27 protein-coding genes and 1 pseudogene are annotated in these 25,154 nt (G+C 54.4%); 24 read left to right on the plus strand and 4 right to left on the minus strand.

The window, feature by feature from the left end; all coding sequences use genetic code 11:
- The first annotated feature begins 59 nt into the window (after window positions 1–59).
- The 8 genes from IE111_RS00530 (at window position 60) to IE111_RS00565 (ending at window position 12,851) form a co-directional block, all read left to right on the plus strand.
- Complete coding sequence (locus IE111_RS00530) at window positions 60–494, plus strand: hypothetical protein (RefSeq protein WP_189606537.1); 435 nt, start codon at window positions 60–62, stop codon at window positions 492–494.
- Between the two features lie 17 nt (window positions 495–511).
- Window positions 512–1,612 (plus strand): hypothetical protein, encoded by a 1,101-nt coding sequence (locus IE111_RS00535; RefSeq protein ID WP_189606538.1) that lies wholly within the window; start codon window positions 512–514, stop codon window positions 1,610–1,612.
- Complete coding sequence (locus IE111_RS00540) at window positions 1,599–2,666, plus strand: DUF2169 family type VI secretion system accessory protein (protein ID WP_189606539.1); 1,068 nt, start codon at window positions 1,599–1,601, stop codon at window positions 2,664–2,666. Before IE111_RS00535 ends, IE111_RS00540 begins: the two co-directional genes overlap by 14 nt.
- Complete coding sequence (locus IE111_RS00545) at window positions 2,663–3,694, plus strand: hypothetical protein (protein ID WP_189606540.1); 1,032 nt, start codon at window positions 2,663–2,665, stop codon at window positions 3,692–3,694. The genes IE111_RS00540 and IE111_RS00545 overlap by 4 nt, the downstream gene beginning before the upstream one ends.
- Before the next feature lie 33 nt (window positions 3,695–3,727).
- The gene (locus tag IE111_RS00550) at window positions 3,728–7,669 is read left to right on the plus strand and encodes a PAAR-like domain-containing protein (protein WP_189606541.1); all 3,942 of its coding nucleotides are present in this window, start codon (window positions 3,728–3,730) and stop codon (window positions 7,667–7,669) included.
- A 185-nt stretch (window positions 7,670–7,854) separates the two neighbouring features.
- The gene (locus tag IE111_RS00555) at window positions 7,855–8,766 is read left to right on the plus strand and encodes a hypothetical protein (protein WP_189606542.1); all 912 of its coding nucleotides are present in this window, start codon (window positions 7,855–7,857) and stop codon (window positions 8,764–8,766) included.
- A 103-nt stretch (window positions 8,767–8,869) separates the two neighbouring features.
- Window positions 8,870–11,194 (plus strand): ankyrin repeat domain-containing protein, encoded by a 2,325-nt coding sequence (locus tag IE111_RS00560; protein ID WP_189606543.1) that lies wholly within the window; start codon window positions 8,870–8,872, stop codon window positions 11,192–11,194.
- Window positions 11,195–11,315: 121 nt separating this feature from the next.
- Window positions 11,316–12,851, plus strand: coding sequence for a GLUG motif-containing protein (locus IE111_RS00565; RefSeq protein ID WP_189606544.1), 1,536 nt, complete (start codon window positions 11,316–11,318; stop codon window positions 12,849–12,851).
- A 28-nt stretch (window positions 12,852–12,879) separates the two neighbouring features.
- Here the strand turns inward: IE111_RS00565 and IE111_RS24420 are convergent.
- Window positions 12,880–12,972: pseudogene (locus tag IE111_RS24420) on the minus strand (IS21-like element ISSen3 family helper ATPase IstB); the annotation flags it as partial.
- 199 nt (window positions 12,973–13,171) lie between these two features.
- On the opposite strand from IE111_RS24420, the gene IE111_RS00570 reads away from it, so the two are divergent.
- The 6 genes from IE111_RS00570 to IE111_RS00595 all read left to right on the plus strand — a co-directional run bounded on the left by IE111_RS00570 (window position 13,172) and on the right by IE111_RS00595 (window position 16,051).
- Window positions 13,172–13,735 carry a TetR/AcrR family transcriptional regulator gene (locus tag IE111_RS00570; RefSeq protein ID WP_189606545.1) on the plus strand — a complete coding sequence of 188 codons (564 nt, stop codon included), beginning with the start codon at window positions 13,172–13,174 and terminating at the stop codon, window positions 13,733–13,735.
- Window positions 13,736–13,766: 31 nt separating this feature from the next.
- Window positions 13,767–14,054: a YciI family protein gene (locus tag IE111_RS00575; protein WP_189606546.1), complete on the plus strand. Its 288-nt coding sequence runs from the start codon at window positions 13,767–13,769 to the stop codon at window positions 14,052–14,054.
- Window positions 14,055–14,131: 77 nt separating this feature from the next.
- Window positions 14,132–14,599 (plus strand): GNAT family N-acetyltransferase, encoded by a 468-nt coding sequence (locus tag IE111_RS00580; RefSeq protein WP_189606547.1) that lies wholly within the window; start codon window positions 14,132–14,134, stop codon window positions 14,597–14,599.
- Window positions 14,596–15,066 carry a GNAT family N-acetyltransferase gene (locus tag IE111_RS00585; protein ID WP_189606548.1) on the plus strand — a complete coding sequence of 157 codons (471 nt, stop codon included), beginning with the start codon at window positions 14,596–14,598 and terminating at the stop codon, window positions 15,064–15,066. Before IE111_RS00580 ends, IE111_RS00585 begins: the two co-directional genes overlap by 4 nt.
- Before the next feature lie 17 nt (window positions 15,067–15,083).
- Window positions 15,084–15,713 (plus strand): HAD family hydrolase, encoded by a 630-nt coding sequence (locus IE111_RS00590; protein ID WP_189606549.1) that lies wholly within the window; start codon window positions 15,084–15,086, stop codon window positions 15,711–15,713.
- A gap of 80 nt (window positions 15,714–15,793) precedes the next feature.
- Window positions 15,794–16,051: a hypothetical protein gene (locus IE111_RS00595; protein WP_189606550.1), complete on the plus strand. Its 258-nt coding sequence runs from the start codon at window positions 15,794–15,796 to the stop codon at window positions 16,049–16,051.
- A 29-nt stretch (window positions 16,052–16,080) separates the two neighbouring features.
- Here IE111_RS00595 and IE111_RS00600 read toward each other — a convergent pair whose 3' ends face one another.
- Entirely contained in the window at window positions 16,081–16,383 is a 303-nt protein-coding gene (locus IE111_RS00600) for a hypothetical protein (RefSeq protein WP_189606551.1), read from the minus strand.
- Window positions 16,384–16,543: 160 nt separating this feature from the next.
- Here IE111_RS00600 and IE111_RS00605 point away from each other — a divergent pair, with 160 nt between their 5' ends.
- Both IE111_RS00605 and IE111_RS00610 read left to right on the plus strand, forming a co-directional pair.
- On the plus strand, window positions 16,544–17,440 hold the full coding sequence (locus tag IE111_RS00605; protein ID WP_189606552.1) for a LysR family transcriptional regulator: 897 nt from the start codon (window positions 16,544–16,546) through the stop codon (window positions 17,438–17,440).
- A gap of 149 nt (window positions 17,441–17,589) precedes the next feature.
- Window positions 17,590–17,775 carry a hypothetical protein gene (locus tag IE111_RS00610; protein WP_189606553.1) on the plus strand — a complete coding sequence of 62 codons (186 nt, stop codon included), beginning with the start codon at window positions 17,590–17,592 and terminating at the stop codon, window positions 17,773–17,775.
- Window positions 17,776–17,858: 83 nt separating this feature from the next.
- On the opposite strand, the gene IE111_RS00615 is transcribed toward IE111_RS00610, so the two are convergent.
- Both IE111_RS00615 and IE111_RS00620 read right to left on the minus strand, forming a co-directional pair.
- Complete coding sequence (locus tag IE111_RS00615) at window positions 17,859–18,302, minus strand: hypothetical protein (protein WP_189606554.1); 444 nt, start codon at window positions 18,300–18,302, stop codon at window positions 17,859–17,861.
- 195 nt (window positions 18,303–18,497) lie between these two features.
- Complete coding sequence (locus IE111_RS00620; RefSeq protein ID WP_189606555.1) at window positions 18,498–19,559, minus strand: sensor domain-containing diguanylate cyclase; 1,062 nt, start codon at window positions 19,557–19,559, stop codon at window positions 18,498–18,500.
- A gap of 327 nt (window positions 19,560–19,886) precedes the next feature.
- Here IE111_RS00620 and IE111_RS00625 point away from each other — a divergent pair, with 327 nt between their 5' ends.
- The 8 genes from IE111_RS00625 (at window position 19,887) to IE111_RS00655 (ending at window position 25,136) form a co-directional block, all read left to right on the plus strand.
- On the plus strand, window positions 19,887–20,060 hold the full coding sequence (locus tag IE111_RS00625) for a periplasmic nitrate reductase, NapE protein (protein ID WP_189606556.1): 174 nt from the start codon (window positions 19,887–19,889) through the stop codon (window positions 20,058–20,060).
- A gap of 9 nt (window positions 20,061–20,069) precedes the next feature.
- Complete coding sequence (gene napF / locus IE111_RS00630; RefSeq protein WP_189606557.1) at window positions 20,070–20,573, plus strand: ferredoxin-type protein NapF; 504 nt, start codon at window positions 20,070–20,072, stop codon at window positions 20,571–20,573.
- A complete protein-coding gene (locus IE111_RS00635) occupies window positions 20,542–20,874 on the plus strand; it encodes a chaperone NapD (RefSeq protein WP_189606558.1) in 333 nt (110 codons plus the stop codon). Before napF ends, IE111_RS00635 begins: the two co-directional genes overlap by 32 nt.
- Window positions 20,871–23,375 (plus strand): nitrate reductase catalytic subunit NapA, encoded by a 2,505-nt coding sequence (napA, locus tag IE111_RS00640; protein ID WP_189606559.1) that lies wholly within the window; start codon window positions 20,871–20,873, stop codon window positions 23,373–23,375. Before IE111_RS00635 ends, napA begins: the two co-directional genes overlap by 4 nt.
- A gap of 11 nt (window positions 23,376–23,386) precedes the next feature.
- A complete protein-coding gene (locus IE111_RS00645) occupies window positions 23,387–23,863 on the plus strand; it encodes a nitrate reductase cytochrome c-type subunit (RefSeq protein ID WP_189606560.1) in 477 nt (158 codons plus the stop codon).
- On the plus strand, window positions 23,860–24,441 hold the full coding sequence (locus IE111_RS00650) for a cytochrome c3 family protein (RefSeq protein WP_189606561.1): 582 nt from the start codon (window positions 23,860–23,862) through the stop codon (window positions 24,439–24,441). Before IE111_RS00645 ends, IE111_RS00650 begins: the two co-directional genes overlap by 4 nt.
- A 256-nt stretch (window positions 24,442–24,697) precedes the next feature.
- Window positions 24,698–24,811 carry a DUF7230 family protein gene (locus IE111_RS24865; protein ID WP_505973607.1) on the plus strand — a complete coding sequence of 38 codons (114 nt, stop codon included), beginning with the start codon at window positions 24,698–24,700 and terminating at the stop codon, window positions 24,809–24,811.
- A 28-nt stretch (window positions 24,812–24,839) separates the two neighbouring features.
- A complete protein-coding gene (locus IE111_RS00655) occupies window positions 24,840–25,136 on the plus strand; it encodes a hypothetical protein (protein WP_189606562.1) in 297 nt (98 codons plus the stop codon).
- Window positions 25,137–25,154 lie beyond the last annotated feature (18 nt).

The following is a 25,154-nucleotide window of genomic DNA, read 5'->3' on the forward strand; positions in this document are numbered from 1 at the left end:
GGTATATGAGGCATGACACAAAACCCCACGGACTATTTGTTGAAAAGGAATAAATCAGCATGCAACTTCGATCCATATCCGATCCATCCCAGCCCACCACTGCGAACACCAACCCCAAGATCGCCCGGGTCCTCGGGGTAGCCGCCTCCTATCTTCGCATCGACATGGGCGATAGCGATCTTTGCGTTCCCTACACCCAATGTGCCGCATCGATTCAGTGCGTACAGCCGAATGATCGAGTATTGGTTCGTATCATTGATGGCCAGCCGATCGTTGAAGCACGACTCATGCGGGAAGGGGAAACACCCGTGCGCATCACCAACGATGCCGAGGGCAATCTGACACTGGAGGCAACCCAAGCGCTGCGGCTTAGAACTCCCAACGCCGAGATCGCCATCGATGTGGATGGCGATTTGACGCTCAAGGCCAACAATATCGACTCCGAAGCCGAACAGGAAAACCGCCTCACCGGTCGGTACGTCAAGCTCAGCTAATCATCAGGAACCGTGACATGGCCATGGATGCAAACGATGCGAATAAAGACGGCTGGCATCACCATTGGAAAGCCATTATTGCCCTCTACAAACGACGCAAAAGACTCTACTCCGGCCTGAGCGAAGCGCGCACGGCCGCTACAGCCGAACACCTTCTGCTTGGGCATTTGGCCGGTCTCAGACACTGCTGGTCATACCTGGAACCGAACCCGGCCAAGCCTCCCGAGGCATTCGCCCAGCTGTTGTCCGGCCTTTGTTCCGCCGATCCGGAAGCCCGAACCCAGACTTTGGAACAACTCGAGGCTTTGTTGGAAGGCCCGGACCTTCAGGAGGACTCCGATCTGCAGGAGGCCGTCGAGACCGCCCTGCGTTTGGCGATGCCCATCAAAGAAAGCCCATCGGACTCCGGCACGTTGTTCGATCTGATCCAGTCATACACCGCCACCCATTCCTGGCTCTCGGACATACCCTGGCCATCGTACGAAACGGCCTCCGAGGCAGGTCAATCCGGTGTTGCACAGCCCGATGACTTCGTTTCCTTATTGACCGCTCATCAGGTTCCATCACTGAAGGACCGGATGATCGATACGCCCAATTCGGCCATGGTGTTCGGTCTGGCCTCTCGGCTGGGCGACGAATCCGCCTTGGATAGGCTCCTGGCCCTGGAAAACGAAAAACCTGAATGGGTCTTACCCGCTTATTGGCTGGCCTCGACCCGCCCCGCTCTGGAGCGCTTGTTAAGTGCCCTGTCCGACCCGCGCCTGGCCCCGATCGCCGCTCCAGTCTGGCAAGTCATGAGCGGGCAGGCGCTCGACCAGGAGCCCGCTCTCGGTGTAGCCGGTAAGAAGAAAAAAACCGGTCCGTTGCTGCCGAATCCCGAACCCGCAGCTCAATGGTGGGATCAACACTCTAGCCAAAACGGCCCTTGGCTGGATGGAAAACCGGTCACCGCCGAACACATTGAATCTTACCTCACGCGCTTCTGTGGCAATGCCACCTTACCCGTATGGTGGCTCTGGCAATTCGAAAAACACAAGGTACTGCCCAATATGGTACACAGCTGGCACCGGCAGCGAGTGGCTGTACTGAGAAGGGAAGCAACACATGGAACTGGATAACACGACCACCTGGCAGGCCCAGGTGTTTCAGAGCTGGGCTCATGCAGGGCAACGCCAGCAGGTCCTGGTGATCAAAGCAGGGTACCGTTATGAACGGGATGGCACGCTCACGCCACTCGAAACGACCGAAGACCTGGTCGCAGTCGACGAATACCGGGACGACCCGGCGTGCTCAAGCGTCTCCAAAGCCGCCGAATTGGTGCCGTTCAAACAAGGGTTCGAACTGGTGGTCCAGGGCCGGGTGGAACCGCAACCCGGCAAGTGCTTGCAGCGCCTGGGTGTATCCCTGGTGCGTGACAGCAAGGCTCAATGGGAAAAACAGCTTGCTCTGTTCGGCCCTCGGGTATGGAAGTCTCATCCGCTCAGCGGGCTTCGCCCCAGCGACCCAGGTCCTTTGGAACCCCTGGACATCTGCTGGGAGAACGCCTTTGGCGGTATCTCGGAAAGCGGAGAGGCCCGTTTTGACAACAACCCCGCAGGCTGCGGCTGGGCCGAACGCCAAGGTCGCAAAGCCAAGGGGCAGCCGATTCCACAAATCGATCAGGAACCGTTGATTACCCGAGCCAACAAACGCTATCAGCCGGCCGGGTACGGACCGATCGCACCGCATTGGGGGGAACGGACCAACGCCTTCGACACCCTGGACAAAGACAAATCCCAGGAAGGTGGTTGCCCTTATACATCGTCCACCCCGGAAAACCTCTACAACTGCGCGCCGGTGGATCAGCAGCTCTCACATCCACCCCAGCCCGGAGATCGACTGGTGTTGTCGCACTGGTACCCGGACCACCCGGAGGTCGAAATCGAGCTGCCCTCGCCATCCCTCCGTTGCGTATTGACGACCGGTGGCCGGCCAGTCAAGGCCGTTCACCCTCATTGGGACACGCTGATGGTGAACACCACCGACCAGACGGTACACCTGATATTCCGCCTGGGCTTGAATGATGCCGATCTGCCGGATAGCCCGCGTCTCGTTCTAAGCGAAGAACAGGCCTCGGCATTGGCCGGCGAACGTCCCGAACCGGAAGCGCTCAAACAGGAGGGGATGGCATGACCCCGACCCAATACACCGGGCTGACTGGTCTCACACTGGAGCGGGGCATCGCGGTTACCGCCAACCCGGCTGGCATTGCTTGTTTGTACAGCGATGTGGTCACCCATCGTGCCAATGCTGCACCGGTGGATGGGTTCGAACGCGTTCAAAAGGGCGAAATAGCCCGACCGGAAATAGTGACCGCTGTAGACCTGGACTTGAGCCGTCTCGATGCCCGGATTGAAATGCTCTTGATCGACGCCCTCAATCAGTGGGATCGCGACCGGGCACTCGAACTCGCTCCTCGCTCAGGCCTGCTGGTTACCGCACCGGTGACCTTGTCCTCCCATCAACTGGGAATGCTCGGGTTCAAAGCCTGTGACACCGTGATTCAAGCCGGCACCCTGTCGAATGGCCTCAACCAATGGCAACACGCCTTAGAGGCCAACCCCGAGATAGACCGCTGGTTCTGGCTGTCCGTGGACAGCCACTGTGTAATGGATTGGTTGCTGCAACAACCGGAACTCTATGCGGCCGATACGCACCCGGAAGGCGTTCTGGCTGGCGAGGCACTGGTACTGACCGAGTGGCATCGGAACGAGCCCATAGGCCCCACAGTGACGTTCGCCGCCCAGTCGGACGAACTTAACGGCGACAATGCCCTGCAGGCACCCATCAGCGCGCGCCCAGATCTCATCACCGCTGCCGAAGCCGAGGTGGCAAAACGCTCACCGCAGTGGGCCGAATGCCTGACCAATGACAGTTTCAGCCAGGCCAAGGCGGCGGAACGCTACAAAACCGAAGTCGCCCTCTGGCCGAAAGCGGAACCTCAACCGGCCCTGGGGCCGGCCGAGCCGTTTATTTCCTGGTACGCCATGACCGGTGATATCGGCCTGGCGGCCTTGCCATTGGGCTTGTTGCTGGCGCGCGAACGCCTGAATCACCCACTGCACGAACGTGATTGGGTGGGCGTGATGATCAGCGACCAGACCGACCGCTACTACTGGCGACTGCAACGGCGGGACGATGCACCGACGTTGGCTAATTGATATCTCGAGTTTCGAACAAGGAGCACTGTTCTCATGTCTTTTCTGATCAACGGCCGCAGCGCCGTCCATAAGGACTCCAACGGCAAACTCATGACCATCGACGTTTGCCTAACACAAGTCGGCCCGCCCGTGGTGCCCATCCCCTACTTGAACGTGGCCGAGAGCAAAGACGCCGACAACACCGCCGACACAGTTACGGTGGATGGTAATCCGGCTTGCAACCAGGACTCTACTTTCGCCAAAAGCCGGGGCGACGAACCCGGCGACAAGAAAGGCGTACGTTCAGGCAAAACAGGCGCCGAAGCGTCATTCATCATGGGCAGCCCCACCGTCGGCATTCTAGGTCGGCCGGCCGTACGTGCCATGGAACTGATGGTCTCCAACGCCAAAAACACCCCACCGTCCGCCCTGTTACAAAGCATTGGCATGCCACCACTGCCCGCTTCAGCCAGCTCTCCAGAGGCTCTGGAAGCCCTCGAAGGCCCCCACTGGAATGCCGTGGATCACCAAATGCCGGAAGGCTTACACCCGCAAAACTTCATCGGAGACATGGAGAAGCCGGAAGGCCCGGCCATCCGCCAGGTGGCATCACCCACGACGACCGGCCCCTGTTACGTGGCCGGCATCCAGCCGGAACGCTCGAGCCTCGCTCTGGGCGTACGCGAAGCCACGCCGTGGCCGCACAAAACCGAAGGCTACATGTTGTTGCCACTGGGCGAATACGACCATGTGCTGATGGAAGAGCCCATTGCCGACGGCGAAGGCGCCGTGGAACTGGCTTACTTCAAATTGCGACGCTTTCTGACCGGCGACCTGGACGCCGAGCAGATAGACGCCCTTCGCCCCGGCTGGCTTTATGTCTACCTCAATGGCTATCTTTGGCGGGAACTGAAAGTCACCGAACACGGCACCTTCTCCGATGTGGACCTACGCACCTGGCAAGGCTGCGACGGCGGCCTGGACAACCAGGGCCGACCCATTGGTCGTCGCGCCACGGGGACTGCTCAGAACTATGTCGAGCTGCCAACCAAGATCAACAACGAAGCACCGGAAATACAGGTGGCTTTTTCCGAAGTTCAATGGTCGTGGAAGCGCATCGTCTCACTGGGCGGCATGGACCCGGAAGACCCACGCCTGCGCCACCTCGTTCGTGAAGACGAAACCCTATCCGGCATCGCCGAATGCTACCCGACTGTGGCGGACTCCCAACACATGGCTGACTTGAACGGCCTCGCCGACCCGAATGCCATTCAAGTTGACCAGGTTCTGACCGTAAGGGAAGCCGACCAACCCCCGGCCGATGCGGAAACACTGCGTCAGGAACGCATGGGCAACCCCATTGACGTGGACACCGCCACCGGCAACGACTTCACCATCACCCTGGAAGACCCGCTCGGCACCGCCGAACTGCTCGCCAACACCATGTCCGGCCTGATGCTGACCCATCAAAAGATCGTCGGCTGTCTAAACGGCGAGCACTTGAAAGACACAGCCGCAGACATCGACAACCCTCTTGTTAGAGATTACTTCTGGTATTCACGCCAGTCAGGTAAGGAAGGCGAACCCGTCTTTCCCTCGATTCCGCCGCTGCGGCAACCGGGTGAAAACTGGCGCAAGCATTGCCAATACCTCACCGAGACGGCCATGCTCGTCTACCCCACCCTGCTGGACAATGAAAAACTCGACCAGTTGGACGAAGAGACCCGTGAGCATCTACAGACTGCCGCCGGTGAATTGGATGAGGCCACCCTTAAAGACTGGCTGCACGTTGAAGAGCGCAAAGCCATTCGCCAGGACATCCGATTCGTTCGAGATGCGTTGACAGATGTGCTCCGTGAAAACACCGGGCACTCCCTATGCCTGTACCGCGCCCTACAGGACTATGCGCTTCAACCCACTGAGCGCTATCTGGACTTGTGGGTACGCGCCAACGAGTTTTTAACCAAGCTCATCATCGACCCCTGTAATCTGGACCAGCAATACGACCTGGCCGCTGAGGTCGAAAAAGAACGTAGCGAAGACGAAAACAACCCTGGTTACGATTTTTTACTCGACCTTCTAGACCCACAAGGCGATACAGTACTGGAGCAATGGCACGCAAGCCTGTTTCCGTGCGAAGACCAGGTTGACATTTTCAACGAAGAAGCACCCGAACTCGACAGTGTACCGGACCCGTTCGATGAGGACCCCTATACTACCGCTTTTCGGCCTAAGGACTTCGCACGGAGTATAGAGCTAGCAGACGAGGAGCATTCAGCTCTATCGATCGGTACCGTAAACAACGGCGCCGATCGCACGTTTAAGGTGATCGACCGATCACTTGAAATGGCCAACATACTGCAGCAGCGCTTGCCTAAGCAAAATAAGGTACGGCTGACCTTGGAGCCAATCTTTCGGCTAGTCAAAGGCGCCAAGATTCCAGTGATGGAAAACATGCGCCTGGTCTTGAAAGACGAAAACATGACCGGCCTGGTTGCCGCCGGGACATACCGCATCCAGAAAATAATCGACGTCGAACACCAAAAACGGTTAGACCATAACGAACGGACTAAGCAAGCGGTTAGTGAAGCCCGTATTCATAACCGCGGCGGAACCGCCCTGACCAAAATTGTCAATTCTGAAGGTCGCGTCATCGGCAGCGATTTTATTTCTGCCAATGCCCCCTATAAGGGCATTCCAAACCCGGATATTGACAAAACCGATGCTAAAGAACTATTCACCACCTATGGTAAAACCGGCACCGGTGAGCAACTGGTGAAAGCTCGAATGACTGTATTGGCACTACCTGAAGAGCGGTATCGCCGAATAGTGACCCGGTTAGACGAGGTCCAAACAAGGGCAAAGGAGTCCATACCATACAGAATCTTACCCTCAGGGTTGTTCCTCCTGGAGGCATTGAATTTCACGAGTAAAATAGAAAAGGTGCTTAGTAAAGAAAAAAAGGATCGAAATACTAGCGATATCCTCGGAACCGCACTAGGAAGTGGGATCAAATTTATCGCTGCAGGCATTGACGCCATCGAAGCATGGAAAGGAGGACATAAAGCTTTCTACAATTCACTGAAAAACAGCAAACACATACCACTTCAATGGGGAGCCAAGAAGATCTCTATACCTCTTCGAGGCCAGGAGAGCAAAGTATTTAAAATACCTGCTTATAAACTGCTAGGCATTGCGGGGGTCGCCGTTGACTTGGTTTATTCTGCGCAAGACACCTATACCGCCATCCGTCGAAATGACCTTGATGCAGCAACTGCAACGGCCATTTCCGGCTTGTTGATGGCTGGTAGTGGTGTTCTATTCACTATCGGTGTCCTTCCTGTCCTAGGTTGGTTGTTACTCATAGGTGCCGTCATCGGTTTCTTAATAGCTTCCTGGCTGACCGACGAACCTCTAGAAAGCTGGGCAACGAACGGCCCCTTTGCCAAGATTCCGGAAAACCGTCTGACCGGCGACGACCTGAATGGCAACGCTATGAATACCGCTGAGAAGGCGCTACAACAACTCCAAAACATATTATTAGCCCCTTCCGTCAAGAATATCCGGAAATCTCCGATACATGATCAAGACAAAGGTTTCCACTACGTAGAAGTAGAGGTTCTAGTACCCGGTTATAACTCCGACGCTAGTGAATTCCCCATGCAGATGGATGTAACTTACATGAGAGCTTACCGCCCCTCACTAGGGTATGGCCCTACGCCCACTACTTATTCTACAGCATACCACTCAGATAAACACATAGAGGACTTGCGTGCGGATGAGATCGAGCCAGTCTCAGCAGATGAAAACCAACCATTCCGATTGAAGGTTTACTATAAGCAAAAATCACTGAGCAATAACTCTGATAAATACCACTGGCAATTTCGAATCAAGCACCACATAAATGCTAACTTTAGCTTACCCTTACCCAACCCAAGTGATGAAGGTAACCCTGACAATGGATGGTTGGTCCATCATGGAGCTACTAAACCATGACATCCACTTCAAATACTTTAACTTTGAAGGATCAAGTGGATTCGTACCCGGAAGTGGTCTACAAAGGGACCGCATTCCGGTGTAGTATGAAGAGTGATGACATTCACCCCTCATATAGAACACCTCTACTTTGCAAGCCTCTACCTAATCAGACTCGGTGCCATGAATATCTTGCAATAGACTTTATGGCGTCTGATTTGGAACACTTTAAAAAATCTTGCTTTACAGAGAACAGCCTGACCGATACCAAAACTGGCCATAAAGATGGCTGCATGATACCTGTAAAAATGCCTGCTGCTTATTGCTATTATAACTTTGGATTCGTTTTGGCTGTTTGGGTCAGCCTTGTCAAATGGACTGCCATTATTGTTGCTGGACTTGAGTCTATTGCTTCAATCTTCACCTTCTTCATATTTATCACCACTGATGGATTTGAATCAATTTTCAACCCTAGTGAATTACTAGATTTTGGCTATGCATTCCTATTATTTGTAGCCCTTCCATATTCGATTTATAATTTACTAAATCTGTTACTTGACCGCGGTTTAATCGACCGCATTAGTAAAAATCCTAGCATTCGAATAATTCTACGCCGAGACACTGGCATGGTTCAATTTAAAAAGAAAGGCTGCTTTATTGATGTCCCCTTTTCGGAAGTTATGGGCATGACCCGTCACCACACTGATGACAGCGGCATTCGTCGCATAACGCTCCATTTGAATCACAAGTACAGCAAGCTCAATCGAAATCTAGACAACGGCATTCAGGCGCTTGGATCTGCCTTGCACGAAAATGAACGTTGGTGGTATCACCTGCGCTGGGAATTCATCCAACATTACATGGACCTTACTCGTCCGCTGCCCGATGTCCCTGAATTTGAACCATACCGCCACTTAGACCCTACTACTCGCGAATGGGACAAGCAACACAATCGCCCCAAGGACTACTGGCTCAAAATGGAACACGAAACTTACAAAACAATGGTAGATGCTGCCTGTGAAAAAGCCGAAACCTACTCCTACGATAAAGCCAATCTTGCCGAGGATATCGGGTGGACTCCTGCAGGTGACGGTAAGGCTTGGTATCAGTTAGGTTAATCAGTTTTCGCGCTCTAGAGCACCATTAATTATATAAAGCTAAGTTGCTTAGGTGCACTCATCATCAACACTCTTTTACAAGACCATGGAACCACTAACCATCATGACACAGTTTGAAAAACCTAGCCACATTAAAACACTTGGTAAAATGCTAGGAATTGCCCTTTTATGGATCATCTGGTTGTCCTTGTTTGAAGATGGCGTTGCACACAATATCAGTTCAGCAGCCCGTAGTGGAGGCTGGGATTGGATAAGCCTAGGTAGTCTCAATATTTTCTCTACGCTAGTCATTTTTTCTTGCTTGTGCATTTTCACTTTCAGGCAATACAAGAGAAAAAGAAAAGCCCTTTGGATAACCTCCTTTGCTACTGGTTTGATCACGTTGACTTTTGCTATATTGTCAGGCCTTGTCAGCTATGTATACGGCTTACCAAATCCAGAAGTCACTAATGAAGAATCCGATAAACTCTTACGTGCTTTCAACACAGAATTAGACAGTACTATTACCATCCCGCTTTCGGAATACACAATTGAATACGCTAAGGACCAGTACTTAATTATTTCCAAACCAACTTCTTATTGGATGAAGCATATGCCGCTACTCAGCCGGCGCCTATACCGGCATAGTGACTATTCATGGCATGACAACAGAAAATTGCTAGAAAATGCTCGAAGCACCCTTCACAAGCGATTCGTACCTGAAGATTTCAAATCTCTAAGGGAACAGATAACAAACAAGTTTATTGAAGACGGATACTTATTAGAAATCGAATCCCAGCATGGGCATACTTTATACGATTGGGATCAGTCTGACTTTGTCCGCTACTTGGATTGGCGTTATCCCGGGAAAATTTACACTATCGTTTACTTTAACGACAATATTGAACTAACCGCTCACAAAGAGAATACGATATCCATCAAAAAAACGCATTTAGAAAAGTCAGACAATAGCCAAAATAACATACGAGCAATGTATGCGTTTGATGTTGCTGCCGGTACCATACCATATGATGTTTACCTAGCGGATAGTTTTGTTAAATCATTCACTGACACCTTTCGTTATGGTATTGATGAAATTGCTAATGAATTCCGATATCGAATTGAGGCATATGAAGGCATACTTAAAACGACATTCGGCATATTCGATATCAAATCCGCCATTCAAAACTACGACGCATGTTGGGAGTCGGATAAGGAATGCGTTAGCATCGCAGACGCAACTCAAGCTTTTTTCCTATCCATTAAGGAGAATGATGCCCAAGGTGTCACCGAAAGACTAATTCATTCCTTTTTAACAGACGATCAGATTGAACACAGTTGGGACTTGGCTATGGAATATGATTCCACAAACACTGTGTCCGAATTGTACCCTTTTGTCGATAAAACCAAGCGAGGTCTATGGCTCAACGACGAGCTTTATTCCTCAGTCAAAGCTGGAAATACCAGTATGGTCGGTGCGTTGTTAACTATTATGTCACGCAATGACTACCGGTTCAGCCGAGAAACCCTATTTTGGGCTGTTGAGAATAGTGACGTAGACATTGTAAACCTACTACTAGAACACGGGTTTTCTCCCAACATCAGAGGAGGTAAGAACCGTCGCCCTATACATATTGCAGCGCGGTCAGGTAGACCCGAGATTATCGAAACACTGATTGATCACGGAGCAGATATCAATTCATCAGATCGCAATGGTGATACCGTGTTGCAGTATGCGATAAAAGATGATTACCAAGCAGAAACACTTCTCATCCTATTTGAGAACCCCGACTTAGACGTCAATGAGATGGACAGACAGTTTTACATCGAAAAGCTGCGCCAATACATTAAAATGCAAACAAGCCAAACTGTGACGTTCGATGACGCAAAAATAGCAGACTGGAAGTCTGGAAAACTCATTGATTATTTGGATAAGTCAGGGAATATGATCAATGCAAACCTCGAATCGTTCCATCAAACACCTTGGCACTGCATTGAAGATGAAGTCTCAGGCCTTACATGGACTGTAAAACATGATATGGGCGGAGTACATGATCAGTCCCTTGAGTTCTGGAAGAATGAGCCAGAGGGTTCGTTATGCGAACAAGCGGTCTGTAGTTTGAACGAAGTAATTCAGCGGAGTAATGAGAATAAACTATGCAACCAGATAGACTGGCGGATACCAACTGTTACTGAACTCGCATCACTTGCGTACCCACAGTATAAGAGTGCATTTCCATTTTCACCTGGCTTTCTTTTCTGGACCTATTACGGTGACAGCCTGGTTATAACCTCTGCTGACGGTATACTAGGAGAGCGTAGCACTATCGAGGACCCATTTTCAGGCATGAATGAACCCCATGCTCGGGTATTGCTGGTATCCGGCGTTCTCAAATCAATGCCAGAGGAGCCTAGTATGAATTATCAGGCTAAGTTCTTTGATAACTAATAGCGCCCTACCAGCCCCAGTAGTGATTCGGCTTCATTTAGTCAGCTCTCAACGAAGAGCAGTACTTTCATTGAGGCCGAATTTCAGATTCATATTAACAGCATAGTATATCGGAGTTCATTTGAATAACTTCAATCAGATCATCACCACGGCTTCATTAGTGATAGCTACTGCAGCATGCAATAGCGAGCAAAAGAACACGACCATTACTACAGTCGATTCCAACTCCAATGGACTGATAGAAATATCAACGATAGGGGATTTGGATCTTATAAGAGGAAGCTTGGATGGTTCCAGCATTGACGGAAATACCGAAGGGTGCCCTTCAGATGGCTGCATTGGCTTTGAGCTTACTTCCGACCTAGACTTTGATACAAATGGCGACGGTAAGATAACCGAACTGGACGAATACTGGAACAATGGAAAAGGTTGGGAATCTATAGGTTCAGTCGACAATCCATTCACAGGTGTATTCGGGGGCAATGGACATGAAATACGAAATCTTTATATCAATGGAGGTTCAGATATAGCCCTATTTGGTGTATCGGAAGGTGCACAATTTACCAATATTGCTTTGAAGTCGTTCAATATCTCCGGTGGTCTGGAAGAATCCAGAGCAGGCTCATTGGTCTCATATGCTCGAAATACAACTATCAATGACTGTTCAGCGTCGGGTTCAGTATCCGGAAGTCGAGCTATTGGAGGTTTGGTAAGTGTCATTAATGAAGGGGTAATTTCAAACTGTACTCTTGATGTTGTGGTGAATTCGACAGAACGGACAGCCGGTGGTCTAGCTGCACTCGCATTGAACAGTGAGATAGAACACATAACAGTATCTGGCTCCATACAGTCGGATGGACACACTGTAGGAGGAGTAATTGCTATGGCTCTCGAAAAGAGTCAACTTTCATACTTAAGCTATCGAGGAACAGTCAAGGGTTCTGCAAGTGTTGGCGGAATTACCGGTGCGATTGAATGGAGCGGTTTGTCCAATTCATATGCCTATGCGGAAGTGAGCGCGAGAGAAGACAGTGCTGGCGGTCTGGTTGGTTCTATTGAAGATCAATCGGTCATTTACCAAAGTCAGGCGGCCTGTAGTGTCAGTGGTCAATCGGATGTTGGTGGTCTTGTCGGGTATTCGAATAAAGGCAAGATATGGAACGTCACATTTACTGGAGATGTCACCGCAGAACAGAATGCCGGACAACTGGTGGGTACTATGAGAGGTGGTCAATACAACTACACAGTCACAACAGGCTGGCCTATCGAGTCTCCATCGTCTAATGACTACACTAGTGTAGGAGGACTTGTAGGGCTGGACTATTCAAATGTGAATTTCGATTCAGGAAAGAGCTTGCTGGAGTTAGCGAATGAGTCAGCTCGGGCTGACTGGGAACGCATGAATAGCGATAAACCCTTGGAAAACTACATAGGTTTGACTCTCGACTCGCAGAAACGAATCTTTCCCGACATGGGCAAGTGGTCATTGACTCCGGAAGAGCTAACCTGCCCAACCGCTCCGGATGATCACGAATGCTGGTCAGGAGGCGTTTTATACACCGGCTGGGATCCGTCGATATGGGATTTCGGTAACCAACAGCAGCTTCCAAAGCTCAAGGGGATGCCCGATCCAAGTTGCAAACACTTAGACCAGTAGAACCTTTGCTGACGCCATCCATGGTGAAGCGTTCATATCGTCGGTTCACCAATCGGAAGAACAAGCTGGCCTCTTCCCACGTCATCGGCGGATACTCGATTTTGTCTAGGATCAAAATCCTTGGTTTAGGTCAGCTGCAGCCATTGCTGACCGAGCCAGGTCTCGTACCGCACGGCGCGCAAACTGGCTCGCTGTGGTGCCCTCACAGTTAACACATTGCCTTTCACACTTGCCCCCCTAGGACGCATGCCCAAGTCTGATACTCAGAACTAGGACAGCCGTCCTACATGTGAATTCAACGGCACGGAGACTGGTGTTGAATGACTCAAGCCACCACTCGGAAACAGATCGTCGAAGCCGCCGATCGATTGTTTTATCAACAGGGGTTTGAACACACGTCTTTTCGGGACATCGCCGAGACCGTCAAAATCTCGCGTGGCAACTTCTACCATCACTTCAAGTCCAAGGACGACATCCTGGATGCCGTCATCGCACTGCGTCTCACCAACACCCGGCGAATGCTCATGCAGTGGGAATCCGAAGCCGAGCACCCTGCCGATAGGGTTCGATGCTTCATTAACATCCTGCTCATGAACCGGGTCAAGATTAAGCAATACGGCTGCCCGGTTGGCTCACTGTGCAGTGAACTGGCCAAACTCGAACACACCGCCCAAGGTAACGCGAATCAACTGTTCACACTCTTCAGGGATTGGTTACGCGAGCAATTCATACTGCTGGGACATCAACAAGATGCGGACGAACTGGCGATGCATCTGCTGGCTCGAAGCCAGGGTATCGCGACGTTGGCCAATGCTTTTCACGATGAAAGCTTCATCAAACAGGAAGTCGACCAGCTCAATAACTGGCTCAACGCCTGTTTCTAACGCCAATGGCTAAATCAAGAGGGAACCCAATATGTTTATCGTCCTACTCACCTTTTCCGACAACAAAGACCAGGCCGGCCAACACATGGCAGGCCACAAGGCCTGGATTCAGCGCGGTTTCGACGACGGTGTGTTCCTGATGTCCGGCAGCCTTTCCCCCAATCGGGGTGGAGGTGTCCTGGCTCACAATACCTCCCTGGAGGAACTGCAGCAGCGAGTGCAGGACGATCCGTTCGTCGCCGAGAACGTCGTCAACGCCGAGATCATCGAACTCTCACCCGCTCTTGCGGATGACCGGCTTGCATTCCTGCTCGACTAGTGTCCAGTTCCACGCCGTTGACACCTCCGGGCAAAGAGTCTGGAATACTGTCTTATCCTTGGTATCAGGACATGCCTATGAAAGAGCGTCTGTCGATCCAGCCTATCGCACCTGAAGAGCTGGAACTCGTCGCCGAGATGAATCGGCAATTGCAGAGCGACGAAGGGTCGCGGGTCATGGCTCTGGACGATGCGATCAGGCGACTGTCGAAGTGGCTCGCCAATGAGTATTCCTGTCATGTGTATCGGGTAAATGGCCAAATAGCGGGTTATGTCCTGTATCGGTCGACCGACCCCGATACCGAAGATCATTCGGACGCTGTTTATATCCGTCACTTTTATATTGTGCCGGAGTTTAGAGGCCACGGTCTCGGAAAAGCGGCCTTTGCGCTGCTAACCGAGGAAGTTCTGCCATCGGAGACCTGCATAACGCTGGAAGCCCTGGTGGCCAACCCGTCAGGAAGAGCGTTTTGGAAAGCTCTGGGATTCCAGGAGTACAGCATTCGCTATGAACGCAAACCCGACTCCAAGAACGCACCGCAATGACTAACATTCGCCCACTCTGCCAGACACCGGAGATCATACCAGTGGTGGCCTCCTGGATTTGGAACGCCTTCTGGTCGGATGGCCAGGGGCGCGGCTACAGTGTGACGGACATTGCCGAAAAACTTGCCCTGGCAACGGAAGATGCGCTGCCTATGGCGTGGGTCGCTTGGCACGAAAGAAAACCGGTCGGTTGCGTTAATCTGATCGAGAACGATGATGAGGCGCGACAGCATCTGCGCCCATGGATAGCTGCGCTCTATGTGGAGCCAGACTATCGAAAGCGCGGCGTTGCGTTAGACCTGATTGAAACCGTCCTGAGTGCCGCCGCAGGGCACGGAGAGTCAGAGTGCTTTCTGGGGACGGATATTCCATCGTTCTACCTGAAACAGGGAGCCAGGATCATCGAACACGAACCGGAGAACAACCACTACGTGATGGCTTTTCAAATAAGTTCTACAGATGGATAAAACGCATGCACCTTATCATGTTCGACATCGACGGCACCCTGGTTCAGTCGTATGACTTCGACACACAATGCTTTGCCCAGGCTGTAGAGACCGTATTGGGCACGCGGATTGATACGGATTGGGGGAACTACACGGACGTGACGGATTCCGGCATCCTGAGTTCGATTCTGGACGAATTAAGTATGACGGAATCCGATCGCACAATAGTCGCCCAAGATGTAAAGGACACCTTTATCCACTTGGTCGAAAAACACATTGAAACACACCCTGTAGCGGAAATTCCCGGTGCCGCTCGGTTCATCAATCTATTGGCGGCCAGACCGGACACCGCCCTGGCTTTCGCCACCGGCGGATGGCGGGAGACGGCGCTATTGAAACTGGCAGCAGCCGGCATTGACCCGGGGGACATACCGATCGCTTCCGCGTCGGACCACCATCGGCGCGTCGATATCATGAAAACCGCGGCGACCATTGCCGGTGGTGAGCCGTATGACTCCATAACATACATCGGCGACGGCCCATGGGATAAATCGGCATCCGCCTATCTGGGTTACCGGTTCATACTGGTCGGTAACCGCGTGGCACATACACCCAGCATCCCGAATTTCAGTGAAACGGACGCGGTTCTCGAATTACTGAGGCTGTAAGGAGATTGCTACTTTCTGGTAAGGTGCTTGCCCGCCTAACACCAATAGCCCACACTTACTTCATGAACCAATATCCCCTCATGCATTCAAAAGCCGCCCTCGCCATCTGGGTTCTGGCGTTCGCGGCCAGCTTGTTCCCACTGGGGTGGTCCCTGATCCTCTACAACCAAGTGATTCCCCAATTCCTGATGGTGAACACAATCTCACTTTGGATGGTGCTGTCCCACAGCCTGGTGTATCGCCACCTTAAACGGTGGCGATTGCAGTTTCTGCCCGAGGTGTTTCGCTTGATTCTGTTCGTCATCCTCGGTTACCTCCTGGTTAACTGGTTCCTCTGAGCACTGTCGACGCCTAGACATCAATGGGCTTACCCAGTCCTCCTCCGTTCCGCCTTCCAGCCCAACAAGGCTTTGCGTGCATCAGCCTTCAGCGGCAATTCAATCGCCATCATCAACTCGGCTCGTGTATGACCCATGTCCTCGAGCATGTGATCGTCGTAGTCGAGCAAACGCTTTATTTTGCGCTGGAACGCCCAGGCATCCAGTCGCTGTCTCAACCATCGGATCCACCCCAGCGGCGGCATGACGGGCATATTGAGTTCCGGCGTCGCATCGCACGGTAGCTCGGCGGCAGATCGATCGAGTTCGAGTTTCAGATTCAATTCAGACATAACGACGTCTCCCCGGACGGTAACCACGGGCTACCGTCGCTTGTTAAACAGTGATTTCAGGTGAGAGTCGCGACCTCGGTGATCAGAATGCGTCGGCATGCTGGTTAACACAAACTAAAAATACTACACTCAGGATTCAGTTTTTCTGAAAGGTAGAGCCATGAGCCAGCCCGCCGACATGCCCGGGACACTGCCGCTGCTGGATACCGATGTTCTGCGCACCTTTGTCGCCATCGCCGAGAGCGGCAGCTTCACCCGTGCCGCTCAGCAGGTCTTCCGCACGCCTTCGGCCCTGAGCATGCAGATCAAGCGACTGGAGGAAACACTTGGTCAGCCCCTGTTTGTGCGTGAAGCCAGGCAGGTCCGGCTCACGCCAGAGGGGGAAACCCTGCTGAGCTTTGGTCGACGGTTGCTGAAGCTGAATGAAGAGGCCGTGTCCCAGTTCCTGGCGCCTTCCCTGGAAGGCAAGGTCCGTTTCGGTACACCGGATGATGTCGGCACCCGCATCCTTCCGGGCCTACTCGCTCAGTTCGCGCGCTCTCATCCCAGTGTTCAGGTGGATGTGGTCGTCGATCGCAGTGCCGATTTGATCGACCAACTGGACAAGGACGAATTGGATTTAACGCTTGTAACCGCCGGCAATCAGGGGCAGGACCCGAGTCGGGGTGAAGTGGTACACACTGAGCCACTGGTATGGGTGGGCCGCGAAGGCGGAATTGCAGCCCAACGTTCGCCGCTGCCAGTCTCGCTGGCCGCGCACGGCTGTTGCTGGCGCTCAATGTCGCTGGATGCACTGGACAAAGCCGGCATCGACTATCGAATCGCCTACACCAGCATCCACTGTGCCGGACAGGAAGCGGCCATGGTGGCCGATCTGGCCATATCGGCTTTTCCGCAGAGTCTGGTTAAACCGCCGTTGACGCAACTGGGCACTCAATCCGGTCTCCCACCTCTGGGGGACTATCAAATCCTGCTGCTGCGTCGCGACGGTCTCGGTTCCGCCAGTGAAACCTTGGCCAGTTACGTGAAAGACATGTTCGATAGGTTTAAAACTTGAGTCGAAGTTTGACGGTCGTCGCAATCTGACCGTATCCAGTACACAGTTTGAAACCTTCGCTGTTGAATAAACAGGTATTGCTCCAACCTCTGCGGCGTTCGCTAGTGATATGCACCCACACCTATTCCAAAGACAAAGGAGACGATGCCATGAAAACGATGTACACATTGCTTGTCGCGATGATGTTTAGCTTGCCACTGGTCGCATGCGACAACGACGGGCCGGCAGAGGAAGCCGGAGAAGAAATCGACGAGGCCGCCGAAGAAGCGGGTGAAGCCCTGGACGACGCGGCCGATCAGCTTGAAGAAAGCGCTGAAGAGGCAACGGACGACTAACGAACCCATATTCTGTGTACACAGACGGCAACATGACGTTGCCGTCTTTCACAGCCACGATTTACGTTAATCGACATTTCGGCTCAACAGGCTGTGGCATTGGCACCACGATGTCTCAAACCTTCCACCACCCGTTGAATGTCACTAACATCCGGTCGAGTAGCCAAATACTCCTTCAGACTGATCAGCCCACCAAGGCCGTAGCGCGGCGTTTTAAACGCGGCCGCCATAGAAGGCCCGGCCATGTCCTGGCCCAGCGCATCGGCGATCGCCACCAGCAGCGACAGGCGTTCGATATCATTCTGGGACAGGCTGAACGCGCCCGCAGGACCATGCGGAATGGAATAGCGGCACAGAAGCCAGTCTTCGAGGGAGGCATCACGCAGAAAAGAGGCAATATCCCGGTCGTTGAGGTTCAATTGGGATGGCCCGCGAATGATTTGAATCTTCCGGACCAGGGCATCGACCCTCTTGCGATGAAAGGTATCGATTTTGGCCTGTGGATCCGGCTTCCTGAGTCCCATCATTACTGCCTCCTGCCATTCAATCAGGGTTGATCAAAAGATAACCCTCTTTTGATATTGCGCAAGTCGACAGGTGCGTTCGTGTCCGCCCCAGACGAGTCAAATCGCCTGCTCATCAGGAATCGAATGGTTATGGATGTGATGGCGGCGGGCTGTCGGATGCGATCGAGCCGGGGACGGAAACCTATGGGGGACGTGTTATTCTTTGTAAATGATGCGATTTCGCCCTTCGCGTTTGGCCTGAAACAAAGCATCGTCGGCGCGTTTGAACACATTCTCGAACAGCGTCTGGGTGTCGATCGATTCATTACCGTGATCCCTCATTTCGGAAATACCGAAACTGGCCGTCAACGCAATGCTCTGCTCCCGCCACACGACCGGGTGAGCAAGAATCGCATTGCGCAAGTCCTCAACAATCAATCGGGCCTTCGGGCCGTTCGTCGGTAACCAGAGCGCGAACTCCTCTCCACCAAAGCGAGCCAGAATGCCACCATCCGGTACCCGGTCGCGCATCCGGTTCGAAAACGCCTTCAATACCTCATCACCGGCCTGATGCCCATAACGGTCATTTACGTTCTTGAACCAATCCAGATCGATGATGACCAGAGTGCCGCTCTGAGGGTTGCGTTCGAGTGCTTCTTCGATTTCCCAAATCAGAGCTCTGCGGTTGAGCAAACCCGTCAGATGGTCGTGACGAACCTCCCATTCCAGGCGCTCGCGCAGAATGCCGTTGGTGATCAGTACCGCGGCGATTTCAAGGGCAGCCACATAGCTGCCCGGGTAGTCGCGCGGTGCATCGCAGTCATCGAACCCCAGAATGCCCCACCACTGACCTTCCACCATGATCGGTATGGTCAGCATCGAGTGGATGCCTTGCACTTCGAATTCATGCTTAAGGAAACCGCCGACTTCAGTGCGTTGATGGATCTGCACCTGGCCATTCAACCGGGCCTGATACAGCGCCCTGAGGTCTGGGTTATCAACGTCGACCCGCTTTCCAATATAGCGGTTGTCGTTGATATTCGAGGACTCCGGCCGATCGGCCCATTCAAAGACGAAATTGGTGACGTAGTAGTCCGGCCCCTGGTCGATGACTTCGAACATCCAGACCCGATTGGTACCGGTGGTCGTTCCCAGGGCTTCCAGGAAATCGGCGATGCCATAACGCCAGCCGCGATGATGCATCAGACTCTTGGCCGCACGCGATACAGCCGGAAACAGTTCCGTGTCCGGCGGGTTGGGTTTGTAGCAATCAGTCATACGTCAATAGGGTTACCGCGCCATGCATAACGGGGATACCTGGCCCATGAGAACCTACATCATTGATTCAACCGCGGATATTGCCTGAAGCCCGCCTTCCGGTCTATGCCAACGACCTAGATTCCGAATAGATTCGAATAATACTCAACACCAAAAAATAATAATTATCTTTTTAATTGGATGTATCTCTTTCGATATACAAAATCACCGCAATATTGAAATAAACATCACATCCACCTTTCACTGATCGAAAAACTCAATCATACCCGCTTGAATCCACACTTTTTTTTACTAGCGTGAAGAAGGCATTTAAAGAAAGGATGATTTATGGAGGATTTGAACGCGGTACCGTCGGGTGAGCGCAAAAAGCTCGAAACCCGACTCTTCATTTTCCTGATTGTATTCCTGTTCCCCATCCTCGCTGTGATGATCGTTGGTGGTTGGGGCTTTCTGGTCTGGATGTCGCAAATCCTGCTCGGCCCACCCGGCCCGCCCGGTTGAGGAAGGCTTATGACCGTATCAACGTCACGACGCGCTCTGCTGCGCGGCGGTGCCCCTTTGGCCGTAGACCGGCAACCGCCGTGGACCGACAGCACCTTCATCGACACCTGCATTCGCTGCGGGGACTGCATCGACGCCTGCCCGGAATCGATTCTGGTCAAGGGCGACGGCGGCTTTCCGCAAGTCACCTTCGCCAGCGACGGATGCACCCTGTGTGGCGAGTGCGTGAGCGCCTGCCCGGAACCGGTTTTCGACCTGAATCGCGAGGCGTTCGAGTGGCGCGCGCGCATCGAATCGACCTGCCTCGCACTCAACAACATTCAGTGCCAAAGCTGCCAGGACAGTTGCGAGACCGACGCCATTCGCTTCAGGCCCACCTTAGGACGGGTGCCCCAACCCGAGGTGGCCATCGACGACTGCACCGGCTGTGGCGCCTGCACCTCGGTCTGCCCACAGGATGCCATTGCATTGGAGAAACCCGATGACGGAACACAACAACAAACATCGCCATAACGACGAACTCCACATCGCCAGCTTGATCGTTCACGTCAAGCCCGAGCACGTCGAACCACTGCTCGAGTCAATGAACGATGACCCAACGCTGGAAGTACACGCGACCGACCCTGCCGGCAAGGTCGTCGTGGTCTGCGAGCATAAACACCACCGCGCCATTCTGGACACGGTCGAACGGCTGGAACACACACCCGGCGTACTCGGCTGTGTGTTGGTGTATCACGAAGTGATGGAAGCCCGGGAAGCCGGACAAGAATTGATCGCTCACAACACAACGGATCGTCAAGGGGTAACCGCATGAACCTGACCCGACGCGAATTCGCCAAAGCCAACGCTGCCGCGGCCGCCGCCTCAGCCGCGGGCATGGCATTGCCGGCCGCGGCCGAAAACCTGATCACCAACGACGACCTCACGGAACTGAAATGGAGCAAGGCGCCCTGCCGGTTTTGCGGCACCGGGTGCAGCGTCATGGTCGCCACCAAGAACGACCGCATCGTCGCCACGCACGGTGACAACCAGGCCGAGGTCAACCGCGGGCTCAACTGCGTAAAAGGCTATTTCCTGTCGAAGATTCTCTACGGACGCGACCGGCTGACTCAGCCGTTGCTGCGCAAGCGCAACGGGCAATACGACAAGGAAGGCGATTTCGAACCGGTCAGTTGGGATGAAGCGCTGGACATTATGGCGGAGAAATTCACCCGGGCCATTCGCGAACACGGCCCGGAAAGCGTCGGCATGTTCGGCTCCGGCCAATGGACCGTCTGGGAAGGCTACGCCGCCAGCAAACTGATGAAAGCGGGCTTTCGCAGTAACAACCTCGACCCCAACGCCCGCCACTGCATGGCCTCGGCCGTCGGCGGTTTTGCCCGAACCTTCGGCATGGACGAACCGATGGGCGTCTACGACGACATCGAGCACGCCGATGCCTTCGTGCTCTGGGGGTCGAACATGGCCGAGATGCACCCCATCCTCTGGACCCGGGTCACCGATCGTCGACTGTCCTTCCCCAACACCCGGGTCGCGGTACTCTCGACCTACAAACACCGCAGCTTCGACCTGGCCGACCTGCCAATGGTAATGACGCCCAACGCCGACATTGTCATCCTGAACTACATCGCGAATTACATCATCCAGAACGATGCGGTGGACCGGAACTTTGTCGATGCGCACACGCATTTCGTTAAAGGCGTTGAAGACATCGGTTACGGTCTGCGACCCGAAGACCCACGCGAACTGGCGGCGCAAAACAACCAGTCACCCAACGAATGGGAAGACATGAGCTTCGAGCAGTTCGCCGACTATGTCCGCCCCTACACTCTGGATCGAGCCGCCAAAGAGTCCAACGTACCCAAAAACCGGCTGGAAGAACTGGCCCGGTTGTACGCGGACCCGAACAAGCGGGTCACCACTTTCTGGACCATGGGCGTGAACCAGCACACCCGGGGCGTCTGGGTAAACAACCTGATCTATAACCTCCACCTGTTGACCGGCAAGATCGCCACCCCGGGCAACAGCCCTTTCTCGTTGACCGGTCAGCCGTCGGCTTGCGGCACAGCCCGCGAAGTCGGCACCTTTTCCCACCGGTTGCCCGCCGGGTTGGTCGTCGCCAACGAGGAGCACCGCGCCAAGGCGGAGAAAATCTGGAAGCTGCCGGCAGGGACCATTCCGCCCAAACCCGGTTTACATGCCGTACAGCAAAGCCGGGCCTTGAAGGACGGCGTATTAAAGGTCTACTGGACCCAGGTGACCAACAACATCCAGGCCGGCCCCAACACCCAGCAGGAAACCCTGCCGGGCTGGCGCAACCCGGAAGCGTTCGTCATCGTCTCCGACATCTACCCGACCGCCTCGGCCCAGGCGGCCGACCTGATTCTGCCCGCCGCCGGCTGGGTCGAGAAGGAAGGCGCCTACGGCAACGCCGAACGGCGCACCCAGTTCTGGCACCAGTTGGTGAACCCGCCGGGTGACGCCCGGTCGGACTTGTGGCAGACCATGGCGTTGGCACAGCGCATCAAGGTTGCCGATGTCTGGCCCCAGGAATTACTGGACCAAGCGCCGGACATGCAGGACAAGACCCTGTACGACATCCTCTATCGCAACGGCCAGGTGGACGCCTACCCGCTGGATGAGACCCACCCGGACTACGACAACTTCGAGGCCAACGAATTTGGCTATTACGTGCAAAAAGGTCTGTTCGAGGAATACCGTCAGTTCGGCCTCGGCAAAGGTAAGGACCTGGCTGAGTTCGACCGCTACCACCAGGAACGCGGCCTGCGCTGGCCAGTGGTCAACGGACAGGAAACTCTATGGCGCTATCGCGAAGGGTCGGACCCGTACGTCGAGGCCGGCACCGGCTTCCAGTTCTACGGCAACCCGGACAATCGCGCCCGCATCTTCGCGCTGCCGTTCGAACCACCCGCCGAATCCCCGGATGAACAGTATCCGTTCTGGCTGAGCACCGGTCGCGTCATCGAACACTGGCACACCGGTTCCATGACCCAGCGTGTCCCCGAACTGCACAAAGCCGTACCCGACGCCCTGGTGTACATGAACAACGAAGACGCCCGCGACCAGGGCTTCCGTCGCGGCAGCGAGGTACGCCTGATCAGTCGCCGGGGCGAGGTTCGGTTGCGGGTAGAGACGCGCGGCCGCGTCAGCATGCCTCGGGGGGTCGTCTTCGTGCCCTTCTTCGACGCCCGTCACCTGATCAACAAGGTGACGCTGGACGCCACCGATCCCATTTCCAAACAGACGGACTTCAAGAAATGCGCGGTCCGGCTCGAACTGGTCAACCTGGCCTAAGGAGAGACGTCATGAAATATCGGCTTGTCTTGATTCTGGGCCTCGTATTGGCCGCCTGGACCTGGGCCGAAGCCCCCGGCCTGTCCCCCTCGTCGCCGGAAGGCCTGCGGCCAGCCGGTACCCTGGGCGAGACCACGCCCGCGACGCCCATACCGGGCGACCCGCGCGAGGTGGAACGCGAAGTGCGCAACTACCCGGAACAACCGCCGGTCATTCCGCACATCATCCGGGGGTACCAGGTCGACAAGCGGTTCAACCGCTGCCTGGATTGCCACAGCCGCGAATCGGCCCCGTCGGCCGGCGCGCCCATGGTCAGTGTCACCCACTTCATGGACCGGGACGGCCAGGTGCGGGCGGCCGTGAGCGCCCGGCGCTACTTCTGCACCCAGTGCCACGTCCCGCAGACCGACGCCGAACCGATGGTGGATTCCGACTTCCACTCGATTGACCGCGTCCTTCAGGAAGCCGCCGAGGGAGGGCAACCATGAAATGGCTGAAACGTTACTGGCAGGTACTGAGTCGACCCAGCCTCCACTTCAGCCTGGGGGTGCTGACCCTTGGTGGTTTCCTGGCCGGTATTGTGTTCTGGGGCGGCTTCAATACGGCGTTGGAAGTGACCAACACCGAGCAGTTCTGCGTCAGTTGCCATGAAATGCGCGACAACGTCTTCGAGGAGCTGAAGGACACGGTGCACTACACCAACCGCTCGGGCGTGCGCGCCGTCTGCTCGGACTGCCACGTCCCGCACGAGTGGACGCACAAGATCGCCCGCAAGATGCAGGCCTCCAAGGAAGTCTGGGGTTGGATCTTCGGCACCATCAACACCCGCGAGAAGTTCGAGGCCAAGCGACGGGAGTTGGCCGAACGGGAATGGCGCCGGTTCAAGGCCAACGACTCGCTCGAATGCCGCAACTGTCACGAATTCGACTCGATGGACTTCACACTGCAGGAACCGCGAGCCGCCGAGGCCCATTCCACGGCGCTGGGCGGTGGCGACAAGACCTGCATCGACTGCCACAAGGGCATCGCCCACGAGTTGCCCGACATGAGCGGCGTGCACCGTTGACGCCGGCCCACCCCGGCAAACCTTTACAAAAAATTGCCCGAGAGCGTGTGATTCAACCGCTCTCGGGCAAGTGATTGACGCGCAAGGACTTTCCAAAACACCGTTGTGTTTTCCTGCCAGCCACGCTTCGCGAACCCGCGAAAAATCCTGAAATGCCCCTTTTCGAGCGCCCGGAAAATCCATACAATCCCGCGCCCCGCTCACCACTGGGCGGAACAACCCTCCAGGGGTGAGCACTGTCCTGTGAGGAGGTGCTATGAAGCCGCGCAACTTTGTTGCCAAGCACAACCCCCACCGCAGCCAAGCGTTTCGTGACAAGAAAAAGCAGGCGAAGGCGGGGTACCGCAAACACAAACCCAATTGGTCGTAGTGTGACCATGAACGATAGGAGATTCACCATGCCCCTTATGAGCGATTCAACCGTCCGCGTTTTCATCCACGTCAACCCCGTTGGCGCGGATGAGGCGTTGTCCCCGGCGGATCGCGATGTGGCAGGTACCTATCGGGTCGCGGTCAGTGCGGATCTGTTGCCATCACAGTGGGCGGACGCCGCTCTGGACGTCCTCCACGCCTGTGTCGTCATCGACGACGAAAGCCAATTCGAATTCACCGTCGAGGATGCCAAAGGCACCCTGCTGACGGGCACCCCCGGCCACCTGCACGCCTCCCTGGTCGATGCGGCCGAACTGATCTGATCGACCGCACCGAGCCAT

It is taken from the genome of Saccharospirillum salsuginis (genome assembly GCF_014651855.1).
GTDB classification, from domain to species: domain Bacteria; phylum Pseudomonadota; class Gammaproteobacteria; order Pseudomonadales; family Natronospirillaceae; genus Saccharospirillum; species Saccharospirillum salsuginis.

Coding starts and splice junctions, on each gene's coding strand:
- IE111_RS00530 (WP_189606537.1), top strand. CDS start 60: ATGCAACTTCGATCCATATCCGATCCATCCCAGCCCACCACTGCGAAC.
- IE111_RS00535 (WP_189606538.1), top strand. CDS start 512: ATGGCCATGGATGCAAACGATGCGAATAAAGACGGCTGGCATCACCAT.
- IE111_RS00540 (WP_189606539.1), top strand. CDS start 1,599: ATGGAACTGGATAACACGACCACCTGGCAGGCCCAGGTGTTTCAGAGC.
- IE111_RS00545 (WP_189606540.1), top strand. CDS start 2,663: ATGACCCCGACCCAATACACCGGGCTGACTGGTCTCACACTGGAGCGG.
- IE111_RS00550 (WP_189606541.1), top strand. CDS start 3,728: ATGTCTTTTCTGATCAACGGCCGCAGCGCCGTCCATAAGGACTCCAAC.
- IE111_RS00555 (WP_189606542.1), top strand. CDS start 7,855: ATGGCGTCTGATTTGGAACACTTTAAAAAATCTTGCTTTACAGAGAAC.
- IE111_RS00560 (WP_189606543.1), top strand. CDS start 8,870: ATGACACAGTTTGAAAAACCTAGCCACATTAAAACACTTGGTAAAATG.
- IE111_RS00570 (WP_189606545.1), top strand. CDS start 13,172: ATGACTCAAGCCACCACTCGGAAACAGATCGTCGAAGCCGCCGATCGA.
- IE111_RS00575 (WP_189606546.1), top strand. CDS start 13,767: ATGTTTATCGTCCTACTCACCTTTTCCGACAACAAAGACCAGGCCGGC.
- IE111_RS00580 (WP_189606547.1), top strand. CDS start 14,132: ATGAAAGAGCGTCTGTCGATCCAGCCTATCGCACCTGAAGAGCTGGAA.
- IE111_RS00585 (WP_189606548.1), top strand. CDS start 14,596: ATGACTAACATTCGCCCACTCTGCCAGACACCGGAGATCATACCAGTG.
- IE111_RS00590 (WP_189606549.1), top strand. CDS start 15,084: ATGTTCGACATCGACGGCACCCTGGTTCAGTCGTATGACTTCGACACA.
- IE111_RS00595 (WP_189606550.1), top strand. CDS start 15,794: ATGCATTCAAAAGCCGCCCTCGCCATCTGGGTTCTGGCGTTCGCGGCC.
- IE111_RS00600 (WP_189606551.1), bottom strand. CDS start 16,383: ATGTCTGAATTGAATCTGAAACTCGAACTCGATCGATCTGCCGCCGAG.
- IE111_RS00605 (WP_189606552.1), top strand. CDS start 16,544: ATGAGCCAGCCCGCCGACATGCCCGGGACACTGCCGCTGCTGGATACC.
- IE111_RS00610 (WP_189606553.1), top strand. CDS start 17,590: ATGAAAACGATGTACACATTGCTTGTCGCGATGATGTTTAGCTTGCCA.
- IE111_RS00615 (WP_189606554.1), bottom strand. CDS start 18,302: ATGATGGGACTCAGGAAGCCGGATCCACAGGCCAAAATCGATACCTTT.
- IE111_RS00620 (WP_189606555.1), bottom strand. CDS start 19,559: ATGACTGATTGCTACAAACCCAACCCGCCGGACACGGAACTGTTTCCG.
- IE111_RS00625 (WP_189606556.1), top strand. CDS start 19,887: ATGGAGGATTTGAACGCGGTACCGTCGGGTGAGCGCAAAAAGCTCGAA.
- napF (WP_189606557.1), top strand. CDS start 20,070: ATGACCGTATCAACGTCACGACGCGCTCTGCTGCGCGGCGGTGCCCCT.
- IE111_RS00635 (WP_189606558.1), top strand. CDS start 20,542: ATGACGGAACACAACAACAAACATCGCCATAACGACGAACTCCACATC.
- napA (WP_189606559.1), top strand. CDS start 20,871: ATGAACCTGACCCGACGCGAATTCGCCAAAGCCAACGCTGCCGCGGCC.
- IE111_RS00645 (WP_189606560.1), top strand. CDS start 23,387: ATGAAATATCGGCTTGTCTTGATTCTGGGCCTCGTATTGGCCGCCTGG.
- IE111_RS00650 (WP_189606561.1), top strand. CDS start 23,860: ATGAAATGGCTGAAACGTTACTGGCAGGTACTGAGTCGACCCAGCCTC.
- IE111_RS24865 (WP_505973607.1), top strand. CDS start 24,698: ATGAAGCCGCGCAACTTTGTTGCCAAGCACAACCCCCACCGCAGCCAA.
- IE111_RS00655 (WP_189606562.1), top strand. CDS start 24,840: ATGCCCCTTATGAGCGATTCAACCGTCCGCGTTTTCATCCACGTCAAC.